Annotated in this window: 20 protein-coding genes and 1 pseudogene; 8 read left to right on the top strand and 13 right to left on the bottom strand. The window is 70.7% G+C overall.

Annotated features, from left to right (window positions below):
* Nucleotides 1-123: 123 nt before the first annotated feature.
* The 6 genes from ACWEV3_RS41890 to argH all read right to left on the bottom strand — a co-directional run bounded on the left by ACWEV3_RS41890 (nucleotide 124) and on the right by argH (nucleotide 5,831).
* Nucleotides 124-1,464, bottom strand: coding sequence for an MmgE/PrpD family protein (locus tag ACWEV3_RS41890; RefSeq protein WP_452619236.1), 1,341 nt, complete (start codon nucleotides 1,462-1,464; stop codon nucleotides 124-126).
* Nucleotides 1,457-1,687 carry a hypothetical protein gene (locus ACWEV3_RS41885; protein WP_452619235.1) on the bottom strand — a complete coding sequence of 77 codons (231 nt, stop codon included), beginning with the start codon at nucleotides 1,685-1,687 and terminating at the stop codon, nucleotides 1,457-1,459. The genes ACWEV3_RS41890 and ACWEV3_RS41885 overlap by 8 nt, the downstream gene beginning before the upstream one ends.
* An 11-nt stretch (nucleotides 1,688-1,698) precedes the next feature.
* On the bottom strand, nucleotides 1,699-2,568 hold the full coding sequence (locus ACWEV3_RS41880; RefSeq protein WP_452619234.1) for an ABC transporter substrate-binding protein: 870 nt from the start codon (nucleotides 2,566-2,568) through the stop codon (nucleotides 1,699-1,701).
* Nucleotides 2,569-2,594: 26 nt separating this feature from the next.
* Nucleotides 2,595-3,356 carry an amino acid ABC transporter ATP-binding protein gene (locus ACWEV3_RS41875; RefSeq protein WP_452619233.1) on the bottom strand — a complete coding sequence of 254 codons (762 nt, stop codon included), beginning with the start codon at nucleotides 3,354-3,356 and terminating at the stop codon, nucleotides 2,595-2,597.
* Nucleotides 3,356-4,270: an amino acid ABC transporter permease gene (locus tag ACWEV3_RS41870; RefSeq protein WP_452619232.1), complete on the bottom strand. Its 915-nt coding sequence runs from the start codon at nucleotides 4,268-4,270 to the stop codon at nucleotides 3,356-3,358. The genes ACWEV3_RS41875 and ACWEV3_RS41870 overlap by 1 nt, the downstream gene beginning before the upstream one ends.
* 136 nt (nucleotides 4,271-4,406) lie before the next feature.
* Nucleotides 4,407-5,831, bottom strand: a complete 1,425-nt coding sequence (gene argH / locus ACWEV3_RS41865; RefSeq protein WP_452619231.1) for an argininosuccinate lyase — start codon at nucleotides 5,829-5,831, stop codon at nucleotides 4,407-4,409.
* Nucleotides 5,832-5,984: 153 nt separating this feature from the next.
* On the opposite strand from argH, the gene ACWEV3_RS41860 reads away from it, so the two are divergent.
* Nucleotides 5,985-6,584 carry a helix-turn-helix domain-containing protein gene (locus ACWEV3_RS41860; protein ID WP_452619230.1) on the top strand — a complete coding sequence of 200 codons (600 nt, stop codon included), beginning with the start codon at nucleotides 5,985-5,987 and terminating at the stop codon, nucleotides 6,582-6,584.
* 33 nt (nucleotides 6,585-6,617) lie between these two features.
* Here ACWEV3_RS41860 and ACWEV3_RS41855 read toward each other — a convergent pair whose 3' ends face one another.
* The gene (locus ACWEV3_RS41855) at nucleotides 6,618-7,793 is read right to left on the bottom strand and encodes a cytochrome P450 (RefSeq protein WP_452619229.1); all 1,176 of its coding nucleotides are present in this window, start codon (nucleotides 7,791-7,793) and stop codon (nucleotides 6,618-6,620) included.
* An 88-nt stretch (nucleotides 7,794-7,881) separates the two neighbouring features.
* Between ACWEV3_RS41855 and ACWEV3_RS41850 the strand changes: the two genes are divergently transcribed.
* Nucleotides 7,882-8,484 (top strand): TetR/AcrR family transcriptional regulator, encoded by a 603-nt coding sequence (locus ACWEV3_RS41850; protein ID WP_452619228.1) that lies wholly within the window; start codon nucleotides 7,882-7,884, stop codon nucleotides 8,482-8,484.
* Nucleotides 8,485-8,676: 192 nt separating this feature from the next.
* A complete protein-coding gene (locus ACWEV3_RS41845; RefSeq protein ID WP_452619227.1) occupies nucleotides 8,677-9,153 on the top strand; it encodes a nitroreductase family deazaflavin-dependent oxidoreductase in 477 nt (158 codons plus the stop codon).
* Nucleotides 9,154-9,222: 69 nt separating this feature from the next.
* Here the strand turns inward: ACWEV3_RS41845 and ACWEV3_RS41840 are convergent, their stop codons facing one another.
* A complete protein-coding gene (locus ACWEV3_RS41840; RefSeq protein ID WP_452619226.1) occupies nucleotides 9,223-9,585 on the bottom strand; it encodes a hypothetical protein in 363 nt (120 codons plus the stop codon).
* Between the two features lie 120 nt (nucleotides 9,586-9,705).
* Entirely contained in the window at nucleotides 9,706-10,395 is a 690-nt protein-coding gene (locus ACWEV3_RS41835) for an SRPBCC family protein (protein ID WP_452619225.1), read from the bottom strand.
* A 142-nt stretch (nucleotides 10,396-10,537) separates the two neighbouring features.
* On the opposite strand from ACWEV3_RS41835, the gene ACWEV3_RS41830 reads away from it, so the two are divergent.
* Nucleotides 10,538-11,173 (top strand): TetR/AcrR family transcriptional regulator, encoded by a 636-nt coding sequence (locus ACWEV3_RS41830; protein ID WP_452619224.1) that lies wholly within the window; start codon nucleotides 10,538-10,540, stop codon nucleotides 11,171-11,173.
* A gap of 218 nt (nucleotides 11,174-11,391) precedes the next feature.
* Here the strand turns inward: ACWEV3_RS41830 and ACWEV3_RS41825 are convergent, their stop codons facing one another.
* The 3 genes from ACWEV3_RS41825 to ACWEV3_RS41815 all read right to left on the bottom strand — a co-directional run bounded on the left by ACWEV3_RS41825 (nucleotide 11,392) and on the right by ACWEV3_RS41815 (nucleotide 13,273).
* Nucleotides 11,392-11,544 carry a hypothetical protein gene (locus ACWEV3_RS41825; protein WP_452619223.1) on the bottom strand — a complete coding sequence of 51 codons (153 nt, stop codon included), beginning with the start codon at nucleotides 11,542-11,544 and terminating at the stop codon, nucleotides 11,392-11,394.
* Nucleotides 11,545-11,560: 16 nt separating this feature from the next.
* The gene (locus ACWEV3_RS41820; RefSeq protein WP_452619222.1) at nucleotides 11,561-12,943 is read right to left on the bottom strand and encodes an NAD-binding protein; all 1,383 of its coding nucleotides are present in this window, start codon (nucleotides 12,941-12,943) and stop codon (nucleotides 11,561-11,563) included.
* Between the two features lie 147 nt (nucleotides 12,944-13,090).
* Nucleotides 13,091-13,273 (bottom strand): hypothetical protein, encoded by a 183-nt coding sequence (locus tag ACWEV3_RS41815; RefSeq protein WP_452619221.1) that lies wholly within the window; start codon nucleotides 13,271-13,273, stop codon nucleotides 13,091-13,093.
* Between the two features lie 26 nt (nucleotides 13,274-13,299).
* On the opposite strand from ACWEV3_RS41815, the pseudogene ACWEV3_RS41810 reads away from it, so the two are divergent.
* The 3 genes and pseudogenes from ACWEV3_RS41810 to ACWEV3_RS41800 all read left to right on the top strand — a co-directional run.
* A pseudogene (locus tag ACWEV3_RS41810) lies at nucleotides 13,300-13,872 on the top strand (CoA transferase); the annotation flags it as partial.
* A 33-nt stretch (nucleotides 13,873-13,905) separates the two neighbouring features.
* Complete coding sequence (locus tag ACWEV3_RS41805) at nucleotides 13,906-14,319, top strand: hypothetical protein (RefSeq protein ID WP_452619220.1); 414 nt, start codon at nucleotides 13,906-13,908, stop codon at nucleotides 14,317-14,319.
* 49 nt (nucleotides 14,320-14,368) lie between these two features.
* Nucleotides 14,369-14,653, top strand: a complete 285-nt coding sequence (locus tag ACWEV3_RS41800) for a hypothetical protein (protein WP_452619219.1) — start codon at nucleotides 14,369-14,371, stop codon at nucleotides 14,651-14,653.
* Nucleotides 14,654-14,774: 121 nt separating this feature from the next.
* Here ACWEV3_RS41800 and ACWEV3_RS41795 read toward each other — a convergent pair whose 3' ends face one another.
* Nucleotides 14,775-15,413 carry a maleylpyruvate isomerase family mycothiol-dependent enzyme gene (locus ACWEV3_RS41795; RefSeq protein ID WP_452619218.1) on the bottom strand — a complete coding sequence of 213 codons (639 nt, stop codon included), beginning with the start codon at nucleotides 15,411-15,413 and terminating at the stop codon, nucleotides 14,775-14,777.
* Nucleotides 15,414-15,592: 179 nt separating this feature from the next.
* On the opposite strand from ACWEV3_RS41795, the gene uvrA reads away from it, so the two are divergent.
* Nucleotides 15,593-18,031, top strand: coding sequence for an excinuclease ABC subunit UvrA (gene uvrA / locus ACWEV3_RS41790; protein ID WP_452619217.1), 2,439 nt, complete (start codon nucleotides 15,593-15,595; stop codon nucleotides 18,029-18,031).
* Nucleotides 18,032-18,043: the final 12 nt, after the last annotated feature.

Genomic DNA, 18,043 nt, shown 5'->3' with positions numbered 1-18,043 from the left:
CGATTTCGCGCGAAATCGCCGCCCGGCCCTCAGGCGAAGTGGCGATTTCGCGCGAAATCGCCGTCTCGCGGGCCAGGCGGCAACGTCCCACGGGTGCCCGCCCCGCCATTCTGAAACCACCGTTCAGACAAGCTCGTCCAGCAGCAGCCGGGCGTCCGGCAGTGCGTCGAGGCGCAGCACGGTGTCGACCAGGCGCTCCGCGGTCGGTTCCGGGACGAGCCGGCGGAACTTGGTGATCAGGGCTTCGTCGCCGATCGGGTTGGTGGGCGAGCCCAGCGGATCCGTGACGCGGTACTGGTAGCCGGCGTCTTCGGTGACCAGGCCGATGACCGGTTCTTCGGACGCCGGCATCGACGAATCCACTTCGAGCACAACGGAATTCATGATAGCGCGCACCCGCTCGTCACGACGTTGCTCCGGGCCGTACGCCGCGAGGTCCGCGACGCCGAACGCGATCTGAGCGGCGACCGCGTACGGCAGGCTGAGCTGCGCCGTGCCGAGGGTTCGCGTGTCGCGGCCGCCGCACATGTCGGCCAGGAACGGGCTGAGCCTGACGCGCACCTCGCGGATCTCGTCGGCGCGCAGGCCGTGGTCGCGCATGAGGTGCGCGACGGCGTCGATGGCCGAGTGCGTGCCGCGGCACGACGCGTGGGGCTTGATGGCGCACCGCTGGATCCGCCACTGCTCGCCGAGCCCGTCGGTGAGTGCGGCGTGCTCGGCTGTGGCCGGCGCGAAGGTGCTGAGGAATCCGCCCCAGACATCGTCGAGGGCGTGGACCGGGCCAGGGATTCCGCTTCCGGCGAGCACGGCCGCGGCGACACCGGCTTCCGCGGCCCGGCCCGCGTGCAGCCGCTTGCTCAAGGCACCATTGTGGACGAACGCCCAGAGGCCACCGCTCATCGAGGCGGCGAAACCGACGGCCGCGGAGCATTGTTCCGGGGACAGCGCGAGGATGCGGGCTGCTGCGGCGGCCGAACCGAAGGGGCCGCAGGTGCCGGTGGAGTGCCAGCCCGCCTGGTTGTGCTCCTGGTAACCGCCGCAGCCCTCCAGCGCGCGCCGGGCCAGGTCGTAGCCGAGGACGATCGCGACCAGCAGTTCCGCGCCGGGAACGGCTCGGTCCGTCAGCGAAAGGGCGGCCAGGGCTGCGGGCACGACGACCGCTCCGGAGTGGTCGCAGCCGCCGGTGTCGTCGAGTTCCAGCGCGTGCGCCGCCACACCGTTGGCCAGCGCGGCGTCGCGAGCCGTCGCGAGCAGGCCGGTTCCCCAGATCGCGGCTCCTGCGGCGGTCGGGGTGGTGAGGGCCGCGGTGATCGCGGCCGTTTCCGGTGTCCTGGCACCGGCCAGGGCCGCGCCGAGGGTGTCGAGGAGGTGCCGCTTGGCCTTCGCCGCGACGCTGCCGGGGAGGTCCGCGAAGGCGGTTCCGGCGATGAACCCGCCGAGGCGGCTCGCGGTGGGCTCAGGCATCGGAACCACCTCCGGTCAGCCGGGCGAAGACGTCGGCCGGGTGCCCGGGCTCGTTGACGAGGAGGTCGAGGATCCGCGGCAGCGCCCGCCACGGGCCGTACGAGCCGAGGGTGAAGTACTCCGGTTTCCGCCAGATGCTGCCGTCGAGCATGGCGGTCCCGGTCGGCCCGTCGAGGTCGAAGGCGAGGGCGACGGCCACCCGGGCGCCGCCCCGCCAGACCAACCGGCCACCGCTCACGGCTTGACGCCGTTGACCACCGGCCGGGTCGCCCCGTAGCCCAGGCCCCACTTGTCCAGAATCGACTGGTAGGAGCCGTTGTCGACCACCGCGGTCAGGGCCTTCTGCACCGCGGCGGCCATCTGCTGGTCGCCCTTCTTGACCACCACGCCGAAGGGCTTGCCGGGCAGCGGTTCCAGGACGGTTTCGAACTTCGCCGGGTCCTTCTTCTCGAAGAACGCCAGGTTCTCGCCGCTCTGCACCGCGACGTCGGCGCGGCGCTGCTCCAGCTGCAGGCGGGCAGCCGATCCCGAGTCGGTCGGCAGCAGCTCGATCGGCGGGAGTCCCTTGCCGACGCACGTTTCCGCGTCGTACTTCTGCACCATCAGGTAGTAGTCGGTCTTCTTGCTCACCGCGAGCTTCTTGCCGCACAACGATTCCGGCGAGGTGAACTCCGCGGCGCGCTCCTGCAGCGAGTAGAACTGGGCGCGGGAGAGGAAGTAGTCGACGAAGTCGACCGTCTTCTGCCGCTCGGTGGTGTCCGACAGCCCGGACATGACGATGTCGACGCGGCCGGTGGCCACGGAGTTGAGCAGCTGGTCGAAGGGCTGCTCGACGAACTCGGCCTTGACGCCGAGCTGCTGCGCCATGGCGTTGGCGATCTCGACGTCGACGCCGACCACCTGGCCGGTCGCCTCGTCGCGGAACTCCATCGGCGGCAGGTCCGGGGACATCCCGATCCGGATCGTCCCGGACTGCGCCACGACATCCGGCAACCCGCTGCCGTTCGATGCGCCGGTGTTGGTGCTGCCGCCCGCGCAGCCCGCCGTGCCGAGCAGCCCGGCGAGCAGCGCGGCGGTGAGCACCCTGGAGCCTTTTCGAAGCATGACTACCTCTTTCGACGATTCGGAGGTCAGAGAACCCGCTGCAGGAATGCTCGGGTGCGGGGGTGTTCGGGGTGGTCGAGCACGGCGCCGGGCGCGCCGATCTCGACGATCGCGCCGGCGTCCATGAACGCGACCCGGTCGGCGACCTCGCGGGCGAAGCCGATCTCGTGGGTCACCACGATCATCGTCAGGCCCGACTTCGCCAGGTCCTTCATCACTTCGAGGACCTCGCCGACGAGCTCGGGGTCCAGCGCCGAAGTGGGTTCGTCGAACAGCAGCAGGGACGGCTCCATCGCCAGCGCCCGCGCGATCGCCACCCGCTGCTGCTGGCCGCCCGAGAGCTGCCGCGGATACGCGTCGCGCTTGTCGGCCAGCCCCACCCGGGCCAGGAGCCCCTCGGCCCGGGCGACGGCCGTGGCCTTCGTTTCCCGCTTGACCTGGACCGGGCCCTCGATCACGTTCTCCAGCGCGGTCAGGTGCGGGAAGAGGTTGAAGCGCTGGAAGACCATGCCGACGGACTGCCGCTGCCGGGCGACGGACCGCTCGCCCAGCTCGTGGAGCTTCCCGCCGCGCGGCTCGTAGCCGATGACCTGGTCGCCGACCCAGATCCGGCCGCGGCTGATCTGCTCCAGGTGGTTGATGCAGCGCAGGAAGGTGCTCTTGCCCGACCCGGAGGGCCCGAGCAGGCACAGCACCTCGCCGTCGGCGACCTCCAGGTCGATGCCCTTGAGGACCTGCAGGTCGCCGAAGCTCTTGTGCACGCCCTCGGCCCGCACCAATGCAGTCATCACGCACCTGCTTTCTGCCGCAGCACGGCTGCCCGCAACCGCTGCAGCGGGGTGGGCGGCAGCGCGCGGCTCGTGGCCCCGCGCGCGTAGTGCCGTTCGAGGTAGAACTGCAGCGCGGACAACACCGACACGGCGGCCAGGTACCAGATGGCGCAGACGATGAGCAGCTCCATGATCCGGTTGTTGACGAAGTAGATGTGCTGCGCCTCCAGCACGATCTCGGTGACGCCCACGGCCGACGCGAGCGACGTCGTCTTCAGCATGCTGATCGTCTCGTTGCCCACCGGCGGGATGATCACGCGCATCGCCTGCGGCAGCACGATCCGCCGCAACGCCTTCAGCCGCGTCATTCCGATCGCCCGCGCCGCCTCCAGCTGCCCCTCGTCGACGGACAGGATCCCGGCGCGCACCACTTCGCTGGTGTAGGCGCCCTGGTTGATGCCCAGGCCGAGCGCGGCGGCGACGAACGGTGTCACCAGCTCGACCGTGCGGCCGGTGTAGATGCCCGGGATCGAGACCACCGGGAAGATCAGCGCCAGGTTGAACCACATCAGCAGCTGCAGGTACACCGGGGTCCCGCGGAAGATCCACACGTAGACCCAGGCGACGCCGCTGGTGATCGGGTTCTTCGACAGCCGCATCACCGCGACGACGACGCCGAGGACGATCCCCAGCACCATCGCCACGATCGTCAGGACGATCGTGAGCACCAAGCCCTTGAGCAGCACGGGTGCGGTGAGGTACTCGCGGACCACCGACCACTCGATCTGCGCGTTGGCGAAGGAATGCGCGAACCAGGCGACGCCCGCCAGCACGACGACCGCGGCGACCCAGCGGCCGAAGTGCTTGCGCGGCACCGTTTCCCAGTCCGCGCCCGCCGCCGTCGCGGACTCGACCTGGTGCAGCGGGCTCATGACTGGTCCGCCTCTCCGCGATTCACAGTGGCGGTTGCGTTCAGCCCGATCTCCCGTTGCGTGGTTTCTCGTGGCCGGTTTGCGTCACGGTCCCCTGGGGTGCGGTTGAGGAGGGCTGAGGTTGACACAGGGCTACTCATGACCTCGGCCCCTCGTACGCGGCGGACCACGCGCGCTGCGCGGCCGTGACGGCCGCCAGCCGGTCGATCTGCTCGACGACCCGGTCCGGAGCGGTCCCGCCGTAGCCGGTGCGGGCCGCCACGGCCGCCTCCGGCGTCAGCCGATCACGCACCGCGGGCGTCAGCCGCTCGTCCACGGACCGCAGGTCGGCGTCCGTCACGTCCTCCAGCTCGACGCCCCGGTCCTCGCACAGCTGCACCAGGGCTCCGGTGACCTCGTGCGCCTCGCTGAACGGAACTCCTTGCTCCGCAAGCCAATCCGCCACCTCGGTGGCGAGCGTGAACCCGTCGGTGGCCTGCTCGCGCAGCACGTCCACGTCGACCCGCATCGTGCGCACCATGCCCGCCATCGCGGGCAGCACCAGCGCCAACGTGTCGACGCTGTCCAGCGCGGCCCGCTTGTCCTCGGCGAGGTCGCGGTTGTAGGCCAGCGGCAGGGACTTCAGCACCGCCATCAACCCGGCCAGGTCGCCGAGCAAGCGCCCCGCCTTGCCGCGGGCGAGCTCGGCGATGTCGGGGTTCTTCTTCTGCGGCATGATCGAACTGCCGGTGGAGAACCCGTCGTCGAGCACGACCCAGCCGAACTGCCGCGAGGTCCACAGGCAGACCTCCTCGCCCAACCGCGACACGTTGACCGCGAGCATCGAGGTGGCGAACAGGAACTCGGCGACGTGGTCGCGGCTGGCGACGGCGTCGATGGAGTTCTCGCACGGCGCCGAGTACCCGAGCTCGGCCGCCGAGAGCTCCGGCCGCACCGCGACGGAGGAACCGGCCAACGCCGCCGCGCCCAGCGGCGAGCGGGCGCTGCGCCGGTCCCAGTCCTGCAAGCGCTCGACGTCCCGGGAGAAGGATTGCGCGTGGGCGAGGAGCTGGTGGGCGAACACCACCGGCTGCGCCGGCTGCAGGTGCGTGAATCCCGGAGCGATCGACCGGACGTGCTGCCGCGCCTGGGCGATCAGGGCGTCCTGCAGGTCGGCCACCTCGGCGACGATCGTGCGCACCCGGTCCCGGAGGAACAGGCGCAGGTCGTTGGCGGCCTGGTCGTTGCGCGACCGGCCGGCCCTGACCTTGCCGCCGAGCGGGCCGAGCCGCTGGAGCAGGACCCGCTCGATGAAGGTGTGCACGTCCTCGTCGTCCGGCGTCGGCGCGACCCGGCCGGCGCGGACGTCCGCGTCCAGCTCGTCGATCGCGGCCAGCACTGAGGTGCACTCGGACTCGTCGAGGATGCCTCCTCGTCGCAGCTCGCGGACGTGGGCCCGGGAGCCGGCGAGGTCGTAGGGGGCCATCCGGAAGTACGACGGGTCGGATCGGGAGAGGTCGGTCAGCGCGGGGTCCGGCGGCGTGCGAAACCGCCCGCCCCACAAGCGAATCGTGTCAGCCAATGTCCCATCGCCCTTCCCCGGTGCGGCAAGTAACGGGGAGCGTGGCTCCGCGAACACCCGAAGTCAACACTTGTTTTTCATAGGAAACACAGGTTTCATGGGTGCGCGGATGGCAACCTGGAACTCCAGCCCGAGAGCAAGGAGTCCCGACCCGTGGCAGGTACCCACAAGGCACCCACCGGCGAACGGCGCGGCGAAGGCATCGGCGCCCAGCTGAAGGCCATCCGGCTGTCCAGGCGCAAGACGCTCGCCGAACTGGCGGAGCGCAGCGGCCTGACCAAGGGCTATCTATCCAAAGTGGAGCGCGATCAGGTCAACCCGTCGGTGGCGTCGCTGATGCGGCTCTGCGAGGCGCTGGAGGTCTCCGTGTCGACCTTCTTCGCCGCCGCCGCGGGCGAAGTGGTCCGGCACGACGCCTACCCGTCCATCCGCTTCGGCGGCGAAGGCATGCGCGAGTTCCTCCTGACGCCCGAAGGCGAGCGCCGCGTGCAGGCGATCCTGAGCGTGATCGGCCCCGGCGGCGGCAGCGGCGACGAACCGTACGTCCTGCCCACCGGGGTCGAGTTCGTCTTCGTGCTCGAAGGCCGCCTCCGCGTCGTCCTCGCCGGGGAGGAGATCACCCTGGAAACCGGCGACGCGCTCACCTTCGCCGGGGACACCGCGCACACGTTCACCAGCGTCACCGACGACGGCAGTCCGACCAGGGTCCTCTGGGTCCTCGCCCCGGCGCTCACGACGCCGAAGACCGGCTGAGCGGCGCCGCGCGACCGGACGCCGGCCCGGTGCTCACCAGGTCACCGGGAGTGCGATCAGCCCGCCGGTGAGCACGTCCCGGCGCAGTGCCAGCTCCTCGGTGGGAACGGCCAGCCGCATCGTCGGGAACCGGGGAACCAGCTGGCTGAACACCGCCTGGAGTTCGATGCGGGCCAGCGGGGCGCCTATGCAGTACCGCGGGCCGTGGCCGAATGCCAGGTGGCCGGCGGTCCCGCGGGTGATGTCGAAGCGATCGGGATCGGGGAAGGCGGTCTCGTCGCGGTTGGCCGCCCCGGAGTGCAGCAGAACCAGGTCTCCCTTGTGGACGGTCACGCCGTCGATGTCGAAGTCGGTCCGGGCGTAGCGGGGAATCCCGTCGCCGCCTCGGCCAGGGGCGCGCAGGACTTCCTCCACCGCGCTCGGCGCCAGGCCGGGTTGTTCCAGCAGCGTCCGCCACTGCGCCGGGTCGGCCAACATCAGCAGGGCGCCCATGCCGATCTGCACGACCGTGGTCTCGTGTCCGGCGAACAGCAGGGCCATGGAAAGCATGGCGATCTCGTCATCGCCCACCGAGTCGGTGGCGCACAGCCGGGAAATCACGTCGTCGCCGGGATCCCGGCGCTTGCGGGCGACGAGCTCCCGGCCGTAGGCGAACAGGTCGGCGAGCCCCTGTTCGGAGCGCGTCCGGTCGGTGATGTCGGCCGCCGCCTGCGTCCACGCGCGGAACTGGTCGCGGTCGTCGTAGGGCACGCCGATCAGTTCGCAGATCACCAGGATCGGAAGCGGGAGTGCGAGCGCGGCGTGCAGGTCCGCCGGTGGGCCTTGTTCGGCCAAGTCGTCGAGCAGCCGGGCGGTCAGCGCCTCGACGCGGGCCCGCAGCCCGCGCATCCGCCTGGGTGAGAAGTGCGGCTGCAGCAGCGCGCGCATCCTGGCGTGGTCGACCTGCTCGGTGTCGAAGTCGCCCTGCGGTCCGCCGAACAGCGCGGACTCCCCGGTGCGGGATGCGTGTTCCGGTGCGGGATGTGAGCGCCCGAGCCGCTCGTCGGCGAGCAGTCGGCGCACCAACGCGTAGCTGGTGACCAGCCAGGCCCTGTCGCCCACCGCGGTGCGCACCTCGTGCACCGCGCGCAGTGACTGCAGGTCGCGCAGCTGCGGCGCTACCTCCAGCGGATGCCGCTGTTCGAACGGCAACTGGATCGGCGCGATCATGACACCCCCATATTTACTTAAGGTTGTATACTCTGTCGTAAATAAATGTAGATATAGACTTTCAAGTTAACAAGAGGAGGCTGCGACGATGGCGGGCCGGACGACCGGAGCCGCGGCGTCGGGGACTGCGACGCCGACGCGGCGCATGCCTCGGGCGCAGCGGCGTGCGCAGATCCTGGAGGCGGCCACCAGATCATTCGCCCGCGGTGGCTACCGGGCGACCGGCCTCGACGACGTGGCTGCCGAAGCCGAGGTCAGCCGCATGATCCTCTACCAGCACTTCGACTCGAAGGCCGACCTCTACCGGGCTGTGCTCGACCGCGCCTGCGTCCGGCTCACCGAGGCCGTCGGCGACGACGATTTCGACGACACCAGCGTCCCCGCGCTGCTGCGGGCCGCGGGTGAGGACCCCGACGGGTTTCGGCTGCTGTTCCGCCACGCGGCCCGCGAACCGGAATTCCGGGACGTCGTCGACGCGATCCGAGCCGCGTCGACCGAGATCGCCGAGCGACACGTCAGCGAGGTGATCCCGGAAGGCCCGTGGCGCGACTGGGCGGCGCGGCTGGTCCCCACCGTCGCTCACGAAGCGATCATCGCCTGGCTGGACGCCGGCCAACCCGACCCCGATCACGCCGCCGACCGGATCTCCCGAGCGATCGACGCCGTGATCCAAGCCGCTCGATCACGCTGAACCCAGCAGCGCCTCCCGAGCGTCCGAAGGTGACGCCGCAGGCGAGCCGAGCGTCATCGGCCCGGCGGCAGCGACGAAATGCGCGTACTCGGGACCGGGGTGTCCCGCCTATCATCTGCCAGACAGGGCCCCAGCCCCGAAACCGACGAAGGCACTGGCGAATCAACCGGCCGAGAGCCGACGGGAGTGAGCATGGCCGTGACCGACCGGAAACCGCGTGGCGCGCTGCGCATCCTGCTGCGTGCGCCGATCTGGCTCTACCGGGCGAGACTCGGGTGGCTGGCCGGGCACCGGTTGCTCTACCTGGCCCACCGGGGCCGGCGAACCGGCGCCCGGCGGGAAGTGGTCGTGGAGGTCGTGGGCTACGACCCGGAGGTCCCGGAGGTCGTGGTGGTGGCGGCGTGGGGCAAGAACCCCGACTGGTACCGGAACATCCAAGCGGCCCCGGCCATCGAGGTGCGCCTCGGCGCACGCCGGTGGCCGGAGCCCGACCACCGCTTCCTCGAAGGCCGGGAGGTCCAGAAGGTGCTGCTGGCCTACCAGAAGGCCCACCCGAAAGCCTGGAAGCGCCTGGCGCCGCTCCTCGGCTTCCCGGAAACTCCGGCGGACCCCCGCTGGCCCGAGGTAGCCGAAGCCACCCGCGCAATAGCATTCAAACCATCCCGCTGAACCCGGCCGGGATTTCGGTTGGAGCCGAGAGGAATCCGGGTTGCTGCAACCCGTAACTCCTCCGGTTGCTCATGAGCCGCGAAGCGGCGTGGGATTCCTGCGCCGGCGGTGGTCGGCCGTTGCGGCGGCGATGGCCGTGGCGACGATGAGGGCCGCGAAGGCCGGGTTCATGTCCTTGGACAGGCTTGGTGCTCGGTCCGGTCCGATCGCCCAGAGGGCCAGGGGTATTGCGTAGACCGCCGCGAGCGCCGCGGCCCACCACCGGAGTGCTCGGAGGCGCGCATCGCTCAGGGTGCCGATCAGCACGAGCGCGACCGGGACCACCGCCACCATGGCGAACTGGCCGATGATCAGGACCGGCGTGGCCCACACCGAGATGGTGACGAGCCTTGCGGCGCGGAAGCCGTTGCGGTGCGGTGTTGCGGTGACCATTCGTCTCCTCCTGGTGTCGGGGCGTAGCGCGTGGATTCCGTTGTTGTGCAACGAAGTTCGCGGTGACCGGACGGGGATGCGTCCGGCGCGGGTTCTTCGGCGTGGTCGCCGGGGGGCGGGTCAGGCGTTGTTCGTCGGGTTGTAGTGGCGGGACTCGGCGGTGGCCTTGAGGGCTGCCAGCCATGCCTCCAGGCCCTTTCCGAGGTGCTCGGTCGCGAGGGGCACGTCGGCGTCGACCTGCGGGCCGGTGTGGGTTTCCTCGGTGCGCACCAGGACGCCGCCGTTGACCTCGGTGAAGTTCCAGACGTGGACGCCGTCGATGTGCAGTCCGTCGCCGATCGCGGGCCCGGTCCAGCGGATGCACTTGTCGTGCTGCAGCTGCTGGACGGTGGAGGTGATGACCAGCGTCGTGGCGGGGCTGACCGGGGTGGGCGGGACCGGCGTGGTCCACCGGAACTGCGAGTTCTCCTGGAACCGGCCCGGGTCCAGGCGCTCGGCGGTGGTGACGGGCTCCTGCCAGGACGGCCAGCCCTGCACGTCGGTCTGCAGCCCCCAGACCGTGCTCAGCGGTGCCTTGATGAAGGTCTCGGTCCGGTACCGGACCCCGGCGGTGGGATCGACACCTTCGCCCTGGCAGGTCAGCGAAGCCGGGTCGGCTGCGCGACCGCCCGTGGCCGCCAGGGTGGGGATGATGATGGCGCCGAGGATGCCGGCGGCCAGCGGAATCGCGAGCAGGGCGGCACCTGCACCACCTCGGCGACGGGGCCGGGCCTGCGGGTTCGGCGAGGTGTTCGGGTGGATGCCGGACATGGCTCTCCTCTTCGTTGGACGCGAGCTAGTTAACACTGCTCGCTTAAGTTAGAAGTTATAACTACAGTTTGTGAGTGTCAATAGGGAAAGTGATAGCCTCTAACTGGAGTTGATGGCGCCGCAGCCGGGGAGGGTGACTGCGATGGGTACGAGCCCGCGGGAGCGCTACCGGGCCCAGGTGCACGAGGAGATCAAGCAGCACGCGTGGGAGCAGGTGGCCACGACCGGCGTCTCGGCGTTGTCCCTCAACGCGATCGCCAAGCGCATGGGGATGAGCGGCCCCGCGTTGTACCGGTATTTCGCCAGCCGCGACGAGCTGCTCACCGAGCTCATCCGCGACGCCTACCGAAGTCTCGCCGACGCCGTCCTGGCGGCCGCCGATTCCGGCGCCGACGTGGCCGGGCTGGCGCACGTCGTGCGGGACTGGGCCCTCGCGGACCCGCAGCGGTACTTCCTCCTCTACGGCACGCCCGTTCCCGGCTACCACGCGCCGGAGGACACCGCGAAGATCACATCCGAGATGATGGCCGTGCTGATCGACGCCCACGCGGCGGCGCTCTCCGCGGAGGCCCCGGCAACACCGTTCGACGCCCATCTCGAAGAGCACCGCCATTGGGCCGACGACTCGGCGCCGACCGCGGCGCTCCGCAAGTCCCTGGCCTTCTGGGCCCGCGTGCACGGCGTCGTCTCGCTCGAACTCGCCGGGCACTTCAACGGAATGGGATTCGACCCGGCCCTGCTCTTCCAGCAAGAACTGGACGAACTGCTGGCGCACTGACCGCGGCCGCGCCGCTGTTCGTCCCCTGTGGACCGCGCGAACTTGTCATGCTGTCCGTCTCCTAGGTCTCTGTCCGACACCCCTTGCGGCGCGGCCGCGATGGCGGGCGCTGCCCACGATCTTCACGCCGGCCCTTCGCGACTAGCACGCTTGGGCGAAGCCGGCCTCGTTGCTCGAACGTCCCGTGTGGACATTCGGTTGATCTCGGTGAGCGGACGTCAGTTGTAGCCCAGGATCAGGTGGCTCTCTTCGTGGTCGTAGAACGTCGCTTCGGGGTTCTCCCGGCGCGGCGTCGGCTCCGGCTTGGTGTCGGTCGCACCGCCCGCCGAGACGGGGTTCGTCGCGGTGTCTGCATGGGACTGCTGAGGCATCGTATTGACCTTCCTCTCAGTTCGCGGAAATGGTGACGTTCTCGACGGGACGGGACGCCCAGTGCGCGAGGTCGACCACGAGGTCGTCGTCGAACAATGCGCAGGTGCGGTCGAGCAAGGTGAAGACGCTCAGCGGTTTCAGGCCGAGCAGCCTTGCCGCGACGAACGGGCCTGCGATGCGGGTGACGTCGCAGACCGCGCCGATGCGGAACAGCGATTTGGATTCGGCTGTGACGTCGTCCCCTCCGGCGCGCAGCACGATTCGCAGCCGAGGTGCGACGGCTCGGGCCGTAACCGCGACGGCGATGTTCTCCAGGCCGTCGGACGAAACCGCCGCCAGTGCCTTGGCCCTTGGCAAGGCGAGGCGTTGCAGCAAGAAGCGGTCGCCGCCCCGGCCCAGGACCACGGGGATGCCGAGCTCGCGGGCCAGCGGCAGGCACGGCGCGTGGCGGTCTCGTTCGACGGCCACGACGGGGATTCCCATCGCTTGCAGTTCGCAGCACAGCCGCAGTGCGACCTGCCCGAGGCCGACGACCACGACGTGGTTGCGGCGTGGCACCGCGCGGGAGCCGACGATGCCGGTGAGTCGTCGCGACATGAGCCGGTCCACGAAGCCCGCGGTGAACATCGCGGCGAATGCGAGCACGGCGAGCATGGATGCCGCGGAGAGCAGCTTGTACCAGTCCGGGGCGTGCTCGATGGCGGGGGAGGAGCCGACGGTGGTCAGGGTGCGGGTGGCGTGCCAGATCGCGTCGGCCCAGTGCTCGTGCAGGACGGTCCAGGCCAGGGTGCTGTCGAGGGCGAGCACGAGGAGCAGGCCGGCGAATCCGGTGAGCATCGCTCGTGATGAGGTCTCCACGGGCCGGAATTGGCTGCGGAGCAGGTGGAATCGGCTTCGCCACGGCGCGGGCCGATGCGGCGTCCGGCTGACCCGGGTCCCGTCGGCGGTGTGCTCGACGGCCAGGAGCTGGTCGCCCGAGCGTTGGAGGCTGGCGAGGTTCGGTGTGACGCAGGTGCCCAGCAGCGCCGGCACGATCGCGTCCGTCATTCCGAGCACGGTGCAGTTCGGGACGGTGCGGGTGAGTTCGTCCGCGACCGTGCGGTCGAAGATCGTGACGACCAGCCGTACTCCGGGTGCGAGATGCTCTACGAGCAGGGCGTAGCGCAACGCCACGATGTCGTTGCGGGACACCACAGCCACGCCCTCGACGGAGTCCGGTAGTCGGTGTCGCAGCTCGTCGTCGTCCGGCCGGTGCAGGCGGTCGACGTGGTTCCCCCAGCGCTGGGCGTGGTCGGCCACCGACCGGCCCAGGTCCTCGTCGTCGCCGATGACGAGGAGGGTGCGGCCTGTCGGCGGCGCTAGCTCGTGCTCGGGCGGCGGGCCTGCGTGGTTGACCATCGATCCGTTCACCGTTCCGTCGGCGCGAGCTTGGGAAGATGTTCCGGAAGATTAGAGTTTCGCCGGCCACGAGAAGCTTGTTCGATCGGCTACTGTTGCCCGCACCCGGCTGTCCGGTCGAACAAGCCCCGGCGCGACGACCCGCCGTCAGGTCCCGTCGGACAGGTGGGCGCTGATCGCGGCGAACCCGCCGGGGACCCGACCCGAACCGGGTACGCCGTGATCGACTACATGGCCGCCTACCTCGCGGCGTTCGCTGACGTAGGTGAGCCCGGAGTACGCGCTGGCGATGCGGTCGAAGGCGCCCCGGTCGCGGAACGGTCTCGACATCCCGTAACGAAGCGGGATTCCGCGCCTCCGAGAATTCGCTGCTGACCTACGCCGCGCTCGGGAAGGTCCGGGAACGGCAGGGAAACCGGAACCTCCAGGTCGTCCCGGCCAGCGACTTCGACACCGCCGACGGACGGCGGATCTCGGTGCACGCCGGCACCGACGCGCTGTTCCGCAAGCTGGCGACCGTCCTGGAAATGCCGGAGCTCGCGGCGGATCCGAGGTACGCGACCCGCGACGCCCGCGTCGATCACCAGGATGAGCTGTACGCCGCGATCGCGGCGTGGGTGGGCAGGTTCCCCGCCGATGACGCCGTCCGGATCCTCAACGACGCCGGGGTGCCGGCCGCGCCGATCATGAGCGTCGCCGACATCGCCGCCGACCCGCACTACCGGGAGCGCGGGACGATCACCACCGTCGTGGACGACGACTGGGGCGAGCTGCCGATGGTCGCCCCGCTGCCGCGGCTCAGCAGGACCCCCGGGCGGATCAGGTCGCTGGGGCCGCGTCTGGGGGAGCACACCGACTCGGTGCTGACCGAACTGCTCGATCTAGACCAGCACGCCGTGGCCGCCCTGCGCGCCGACGGCGTCATCTGACCTCCGCAACGACGCAGAAGGACATGGCACCGAATGACCCCATCGCTGCTCTCGATCGTGGTGCTCGCCCTGCTGTTCCTCGGCGCCTTCGTGCCGCGCTTCAGCCTGGCCCTCGCGGCCCTCCCCGCCACCTTCCTGGTCGCGGCCATCGCCGGTGTCGGCATCGACGAGCTGTTCGGCTTCTTCCCGGTCGACTTCGTCGTCCTGATCGTCGGGATCTCCGCGCTGTTCGTGGTCGTCCAGACGACCGGCACCATGGACTGGCTCCTGTCCCGCGCGTTGCGGCCGATCGGGCACCGAACGGCCTTGATCCCGCTGTTGCTGTTCGTCGTTGCGGCGCTCATCACCGCGATCGGAACACTGCCCGCGGCGGTCATCGCGATCATGGCGCCGATCACGCTCGCCTCGCGGCCAAGCGAGGGCTGCCGCCGATGCTGCTCTGCCTGACCATGCTCAACGGCTGCTTTCCCTGCTCGTCGTCTGCTTCATCGCCGGTTTGACGTCCTTCTTCGCCTCATCGATCGCCGTCATCGCGACCGCCGTTCCGCTCATCGCGCCGCTCGTGACCGCCGGCGTGTCGCCGGTGGCGGCGATCGTCGCGGTGGCACTCTCCGCAGTGCTCGTCGACGTCAACCCCCTCGGCATCACGGGCGCGCTCCTGCTCGGATCCGCCGAGCCCGAACACCGCCCCCGCCTCTTCCGGCAGCTGATGACCTACGGGCTGTGCTCGATCGTCCTCGGGCCGCTGCTCGCCTGGTCCACCTTCGGATGGGTCCTCTGACCGGTCTCGGGGAACCTCGTGCGGCCTGTTCGGGCATCTGCCGTGGGACCGGTTCTGCCCTCGCGGTCATTCCTGCCGCTGGGTCCGCCGATCGGCGAAGGGCCGCTGGACCTCGTAGCCATCAGCCGGACGCGTCCCGGGCGGTCTTCAGGCCGGTGACCCCCGGTCCGTCGAGGTCTGCCAGCGCCGCTGCCCGCCCGGAGATCGCCAGGAGCAGGGAAAGCGCGGTTCCGGTCGCTTCCGGGCCGCTTCCGATCGACACGTCGGCGTCCGTCGCCGTCAGGCGGATGCGGGACATCAGCTCCTTGGCCCCGCCGAAGGCCGCCGGGGTGCGGGCCTGCAGGCGGAGCGACCGGACCACGGCCTCCGGCAGGTAGCGGCGGGTGAGGCCCAAGGGGCGGCGGATGTCCTCGCCGTGGACGACTTCCTCCACGAGCCGGCTGTCGAGCGGAGCCGGCGGCGTCGACGTCCGCGACGCCACCCGGCGAAGCCGCTCCAGCGTCTCCTGCGGCGTGGCGCCGCGCTCGCGCTCCACGCCGCGTGCGTTCTGGCGGTCGAAGTCGAACCGCGCCCGGACGAGGCCGGCCACGAACCCGAGGCGCGTCGTCCGCGCCGAGTCGACCAGGTGGGCCACCACGTCGTGCACCGTCCACCCCTCGCAGAGCGAGGGCTCCGACCACTGCCGTTCATCGAGGTGCGCGAGGTCGTCGAGCAGCGCGGCACGCTCCGCGTGCACCATCGCCCAGATGTCGTCCTGCACGGCTTCTCCTTCGTTCGAGCGCGTTGTCCGCCAGGTGTGACTCCCGGCACGGCGCGGAATCGTCGCTCGGTGAGCGGAGCCACCGCGACATCTCAGGCCCTGGAGGGCGTGGCGCACCTCCGGCTCCTGCTCGGTAGCGTGTGGTGGCCCGCGATTCATCTACCCGTGAGGACGCAGCAGTGCCAGACCACGACAGCTCGATGGTGCGCCTGCGCGGAGTGCGGGTGCACAACCTGCGCGGGGTCGACGTCGACTTCCCGCGCGACGCGCTGGTCGCCGTCACCGGTGTCTCGGGATCGGGCAAGTCGTCGCTGGCGTTCGGCACCGTCTACGCCGAGGCGCAGGCGCGGTACCTGGAGTCGGTCGCGCCGTACGCGCGGCGGCTCATCGACCAGGCCGGCACGCCCGATGCCCGCGAGATCACGGGATTGCCGCCGGCCGTCGCGTTCCAGCAGGCCCGCGGTGTCGCCCAGGCCCGTTCCACGGTGGGCACCGTGACCGTGCTGTCGAATTCCCTGCGGTTGCTGTTCTCCCGCGCCGGCACCTATCCCGCCGGAGCCGAGCGGCTGGACTCGGACGCCTTCTCGCCGAACACGCCGGCCGGCGCGTGCCCGCGGTGCCACGGCCTCGGCCGGATCCACGAGGTCAGCGAGGACTCGCTGGTGCCGGATCCGGGGCTGTCCATCCGGGAGAAGGCGATCGCCGCGTGGCCGGGTGCCTGGCAGGGCAAGAACTACCGCGACATCCTGGCCGTGCTCGGCTACGACGTCGACCGGCCGTGGCGCGAGCTGCCCCAGGCCGACCGCGAGTGGATCCTGTTCACCGACGAGCAGCCCGTCGTCACGGTGCACCCCGAGCGCACGGCGGAACGCATCCAGCGCCCCTACCAGGGCACTTACCAGAGCGCCCGCCGATACGTCCTGCACACGCTGGCGACCACCCAGAGCACGACGCTGCGCAACCGCGCCCTGCAGTACGTGGAGGTGCTGCCGTGCCCGGCCTGCGACGGCTCGGGATTGCGGCCCGAAGCGCTGGCGGTGACGTTCGCCGGCGCCAACATCGCCGACCTCGCCGCGCTCCCGCTGACCGTGCTCGCGGAGAAGCTTCGCGCCGAGCAGGACGACAGCGTCGCGCGGGTCGTGGTCGAAGATCTGCTGGCCCGCATCGAGGCGCTGGTCGAACTCGGCCTGGGCTACCTCGCCATGGACCGCGCCACCCCGACGCTCTCGGCCGGTGAGCTGCAGCGGCTGCGGCTGGCGGCGACGCTGCGCTCCACGCTCTTCGGCGTCGTCTACGTGCTCGACGAGCCGTCGGCCGGATTGCACCCCGACGACACCCAGGCGCTGCTCCGCGTGCTCGACCGGATCCGGGCGGCTGGCAATTCACTGCTCGTCGTCGAGCACGAGCCGGAGATCATCCGCCACTCCGGCTGGCTCGTCGACGTCGGTCCCGGGGCCGGCGAGCACGGCGGACGCGTGCTCTACAGCGGCCCGCTGGACGGGCTGCGGACGTCCGCGGACTCGGTGACGCGCGCCCACCTCTTCGATCCGCCGGCTCCGGTCGGCAAGCGGCGCACCCCGGCCGGGAAGATCGAGCTGCGCGGGGTGAGCAGGCACAACCTGGTCGAGACCGACGTGGATTTCCCGCTCGGCGTCTTCACCGCCGTCACCGGCGTGTCCGGGTCGGGCAAGACGACGCTGGTCACCGGCATCCTGGCGGCCGCCGTCCGGGACCACCTCGGCGCGTCCCGCAGCCATGCGGGCGACGACGAGGAGCCGGCGGCCGACACGTCCCGGCACGTTCGCAGCATCACCGGCCTGGACGCGATCAACAGGCTGGTCGAGGTCGACCAGCGCCCGATCGGACGCACGCCGCGGTCGAACCTCGCGACCTACACCGGACTGTTCGACGGGGTGCGGAAGCTGTTCGCCGCCACCGACGAGGCCCGCCGGCGGAAGTACTCGGCGGGCCGGTTCTCGTTCAACGTGGACGGTGGGCGCTGCGAAACCTGCCAGGGCGAAGGAGCGGTGGCCGTCGAGCTGCTGTTCCTGCCCAGCAGCTACTCGCCGTGCCCCGCCTGCCACGGCGCCCGCTACAACCCGGAGACCCTCGAGATCCGCTACCGGGACAAGTCGATCGCCGACGTGCTCGCCCTGACCGTCGACGACGCCCGAGACTTCTTCGCCGACGTGCCGGCGGTCGCGCGCAGCCTGGAGACCCTCCACGACGTCGGGCTGTCGTACCTGACGCTCGGCCAGCCCGCCACCGAGCTCTCCGGCGGCGAGGCGCAGCGGATCAAGCTGGCGACCGAGCTGCAGCGAACGCGCCGCGGCCACACCCTCTTCGTCCTCGACGAGCCCACCACGGGCCTGCACCCGGCCGACGTCGAGGTGCTGATGCGCCTGTTGCACGCGCTGGTCGACGCGGGCAACACGGTCGTGGTGATCGAGCACGACATGACCGTCGCCGCGGGTGCGGACCACGTGATCGACCTCGGTCCCGGGGGCGGCGACGAAGGCGGTTCGGTGGTGGCCGTCGGCGCTCCGGCGGAAGTGGCCCGCGCCGGCGCCGGCCGCACCGCGCCGTACCTGCGGGAAGTCCTCGAAGCCGCGGGCTGAATCCGTTGCTGC

Source organism: Saccharopolyspora sp. NPDC003752, from assembly GCF_053605825.1.
This window is presented reverse-complemented; position numbering and strand designations above follow the sequence as displayed.

Bases quoted from the DNA above. Each gene is read 5' to 3' on its own strand.
- ACWEV3_RS41890 (WP_452619236.1), bottom strand. From the start codon at position 1,464: ATGCCTGAGCCCACCGCGAGCCGCCTCGGCGGGTTCATCGCCGGAACC.
- ACWEV3_RS41880 (WP_452619234.1), bottom strand. From the start codon at position 2,568: ATGCTTCGAAAAGGCTCCAGGGTGCTCACCGCCGCGCTGCTCGCCGGG.
- ACWEV3_RS41875 (WP_452619233.1), bottom strand. From the start codon at position 3,356: ATGACTGCATTGGTGCGGGCCGAGGGCGTGCACAAGAGCTTCGGCGAC.
- ACWEV3_RS41870 (WP_452619232.1), bottom strand. From the start codon at position 4,270: ATGAGCCCGCTGCACCAGGTCGAGTCCGCGACGGCGGCGGGCGCGGAC.
- ACWEV3_RS41855 (WP_452619229.1), bottom strand. From the start codon at position 7,793: ATGATCGCGCCGATCCAGTTGCCGTTCGAACAGCGGCATCCGCTGGAG.
- ACWEV3_RS41850 (WP_452619228.1), top strand. From the start codon at position 7,882: ATGGCGGGCCGGACGACCGGAGCCGCGGCGTCGGGGACTGCGACGCCG.
- ACWEV3_RS41845 (WP_452619227.1), top strand. From the start codon at position 8,677: ATGGCCGTGACCGACCGGAAACCGCGTGGCGCGCTGCGCATCCTGCTG.
- ACWEV3_RS41840 (WP_452619226.1), bottom strand. From the start codon at position 9,585: ATGGTCACCGCAACACCGCACCGCAACGGCTTCCGCGCCGCAAGGCTC.
- ACWEV3_RS41835 (WP_452619225.1), bottom strand. From the start codon at position 10,395: ATGTCCGGCATCCACCCGAACACCTCGCCGAACCCGCAGGCCCGGCCC.
- ACWEV3_RS41830 (WP_452619224.1), top strand. From the start codon at position 10,538: ATGGGTACGAGCCCGCGGGAGCGCTACCGGGCCCAGGTGCACGAGGAG.
- ACWEV3_RS41825 (WP_452619223.1), bottom strand. From the start codon at position 11,544: ATGCCTCAGCAGTCCCATGCAGACACCGCGACGAACCCCGTCTCGGCG.
- ACWEV3_RS41820 (WP_452619222.1), bottom strand. From the start codon at position 12,943: ATGGTCAACCACGCAGGCCCGCCGCCCGAGCACGAGCTAGCGCCGCCG.
- ACWEV3_RS41815 (WP_452619221.1), bottom strand. From the start codon at position 13,273: ATGTCGAGACCGTTCCGCGACCGGGGCGCCTTCGACCGCATCGCCAGC.
- ACWEV3_RS41805 (WP_452619220.1), top strand. From the start codon at position 13,906: ATGACCCCATCGCTGCTCTCGATCGTGGTGCTCGCCCTGCTGTTCCTC.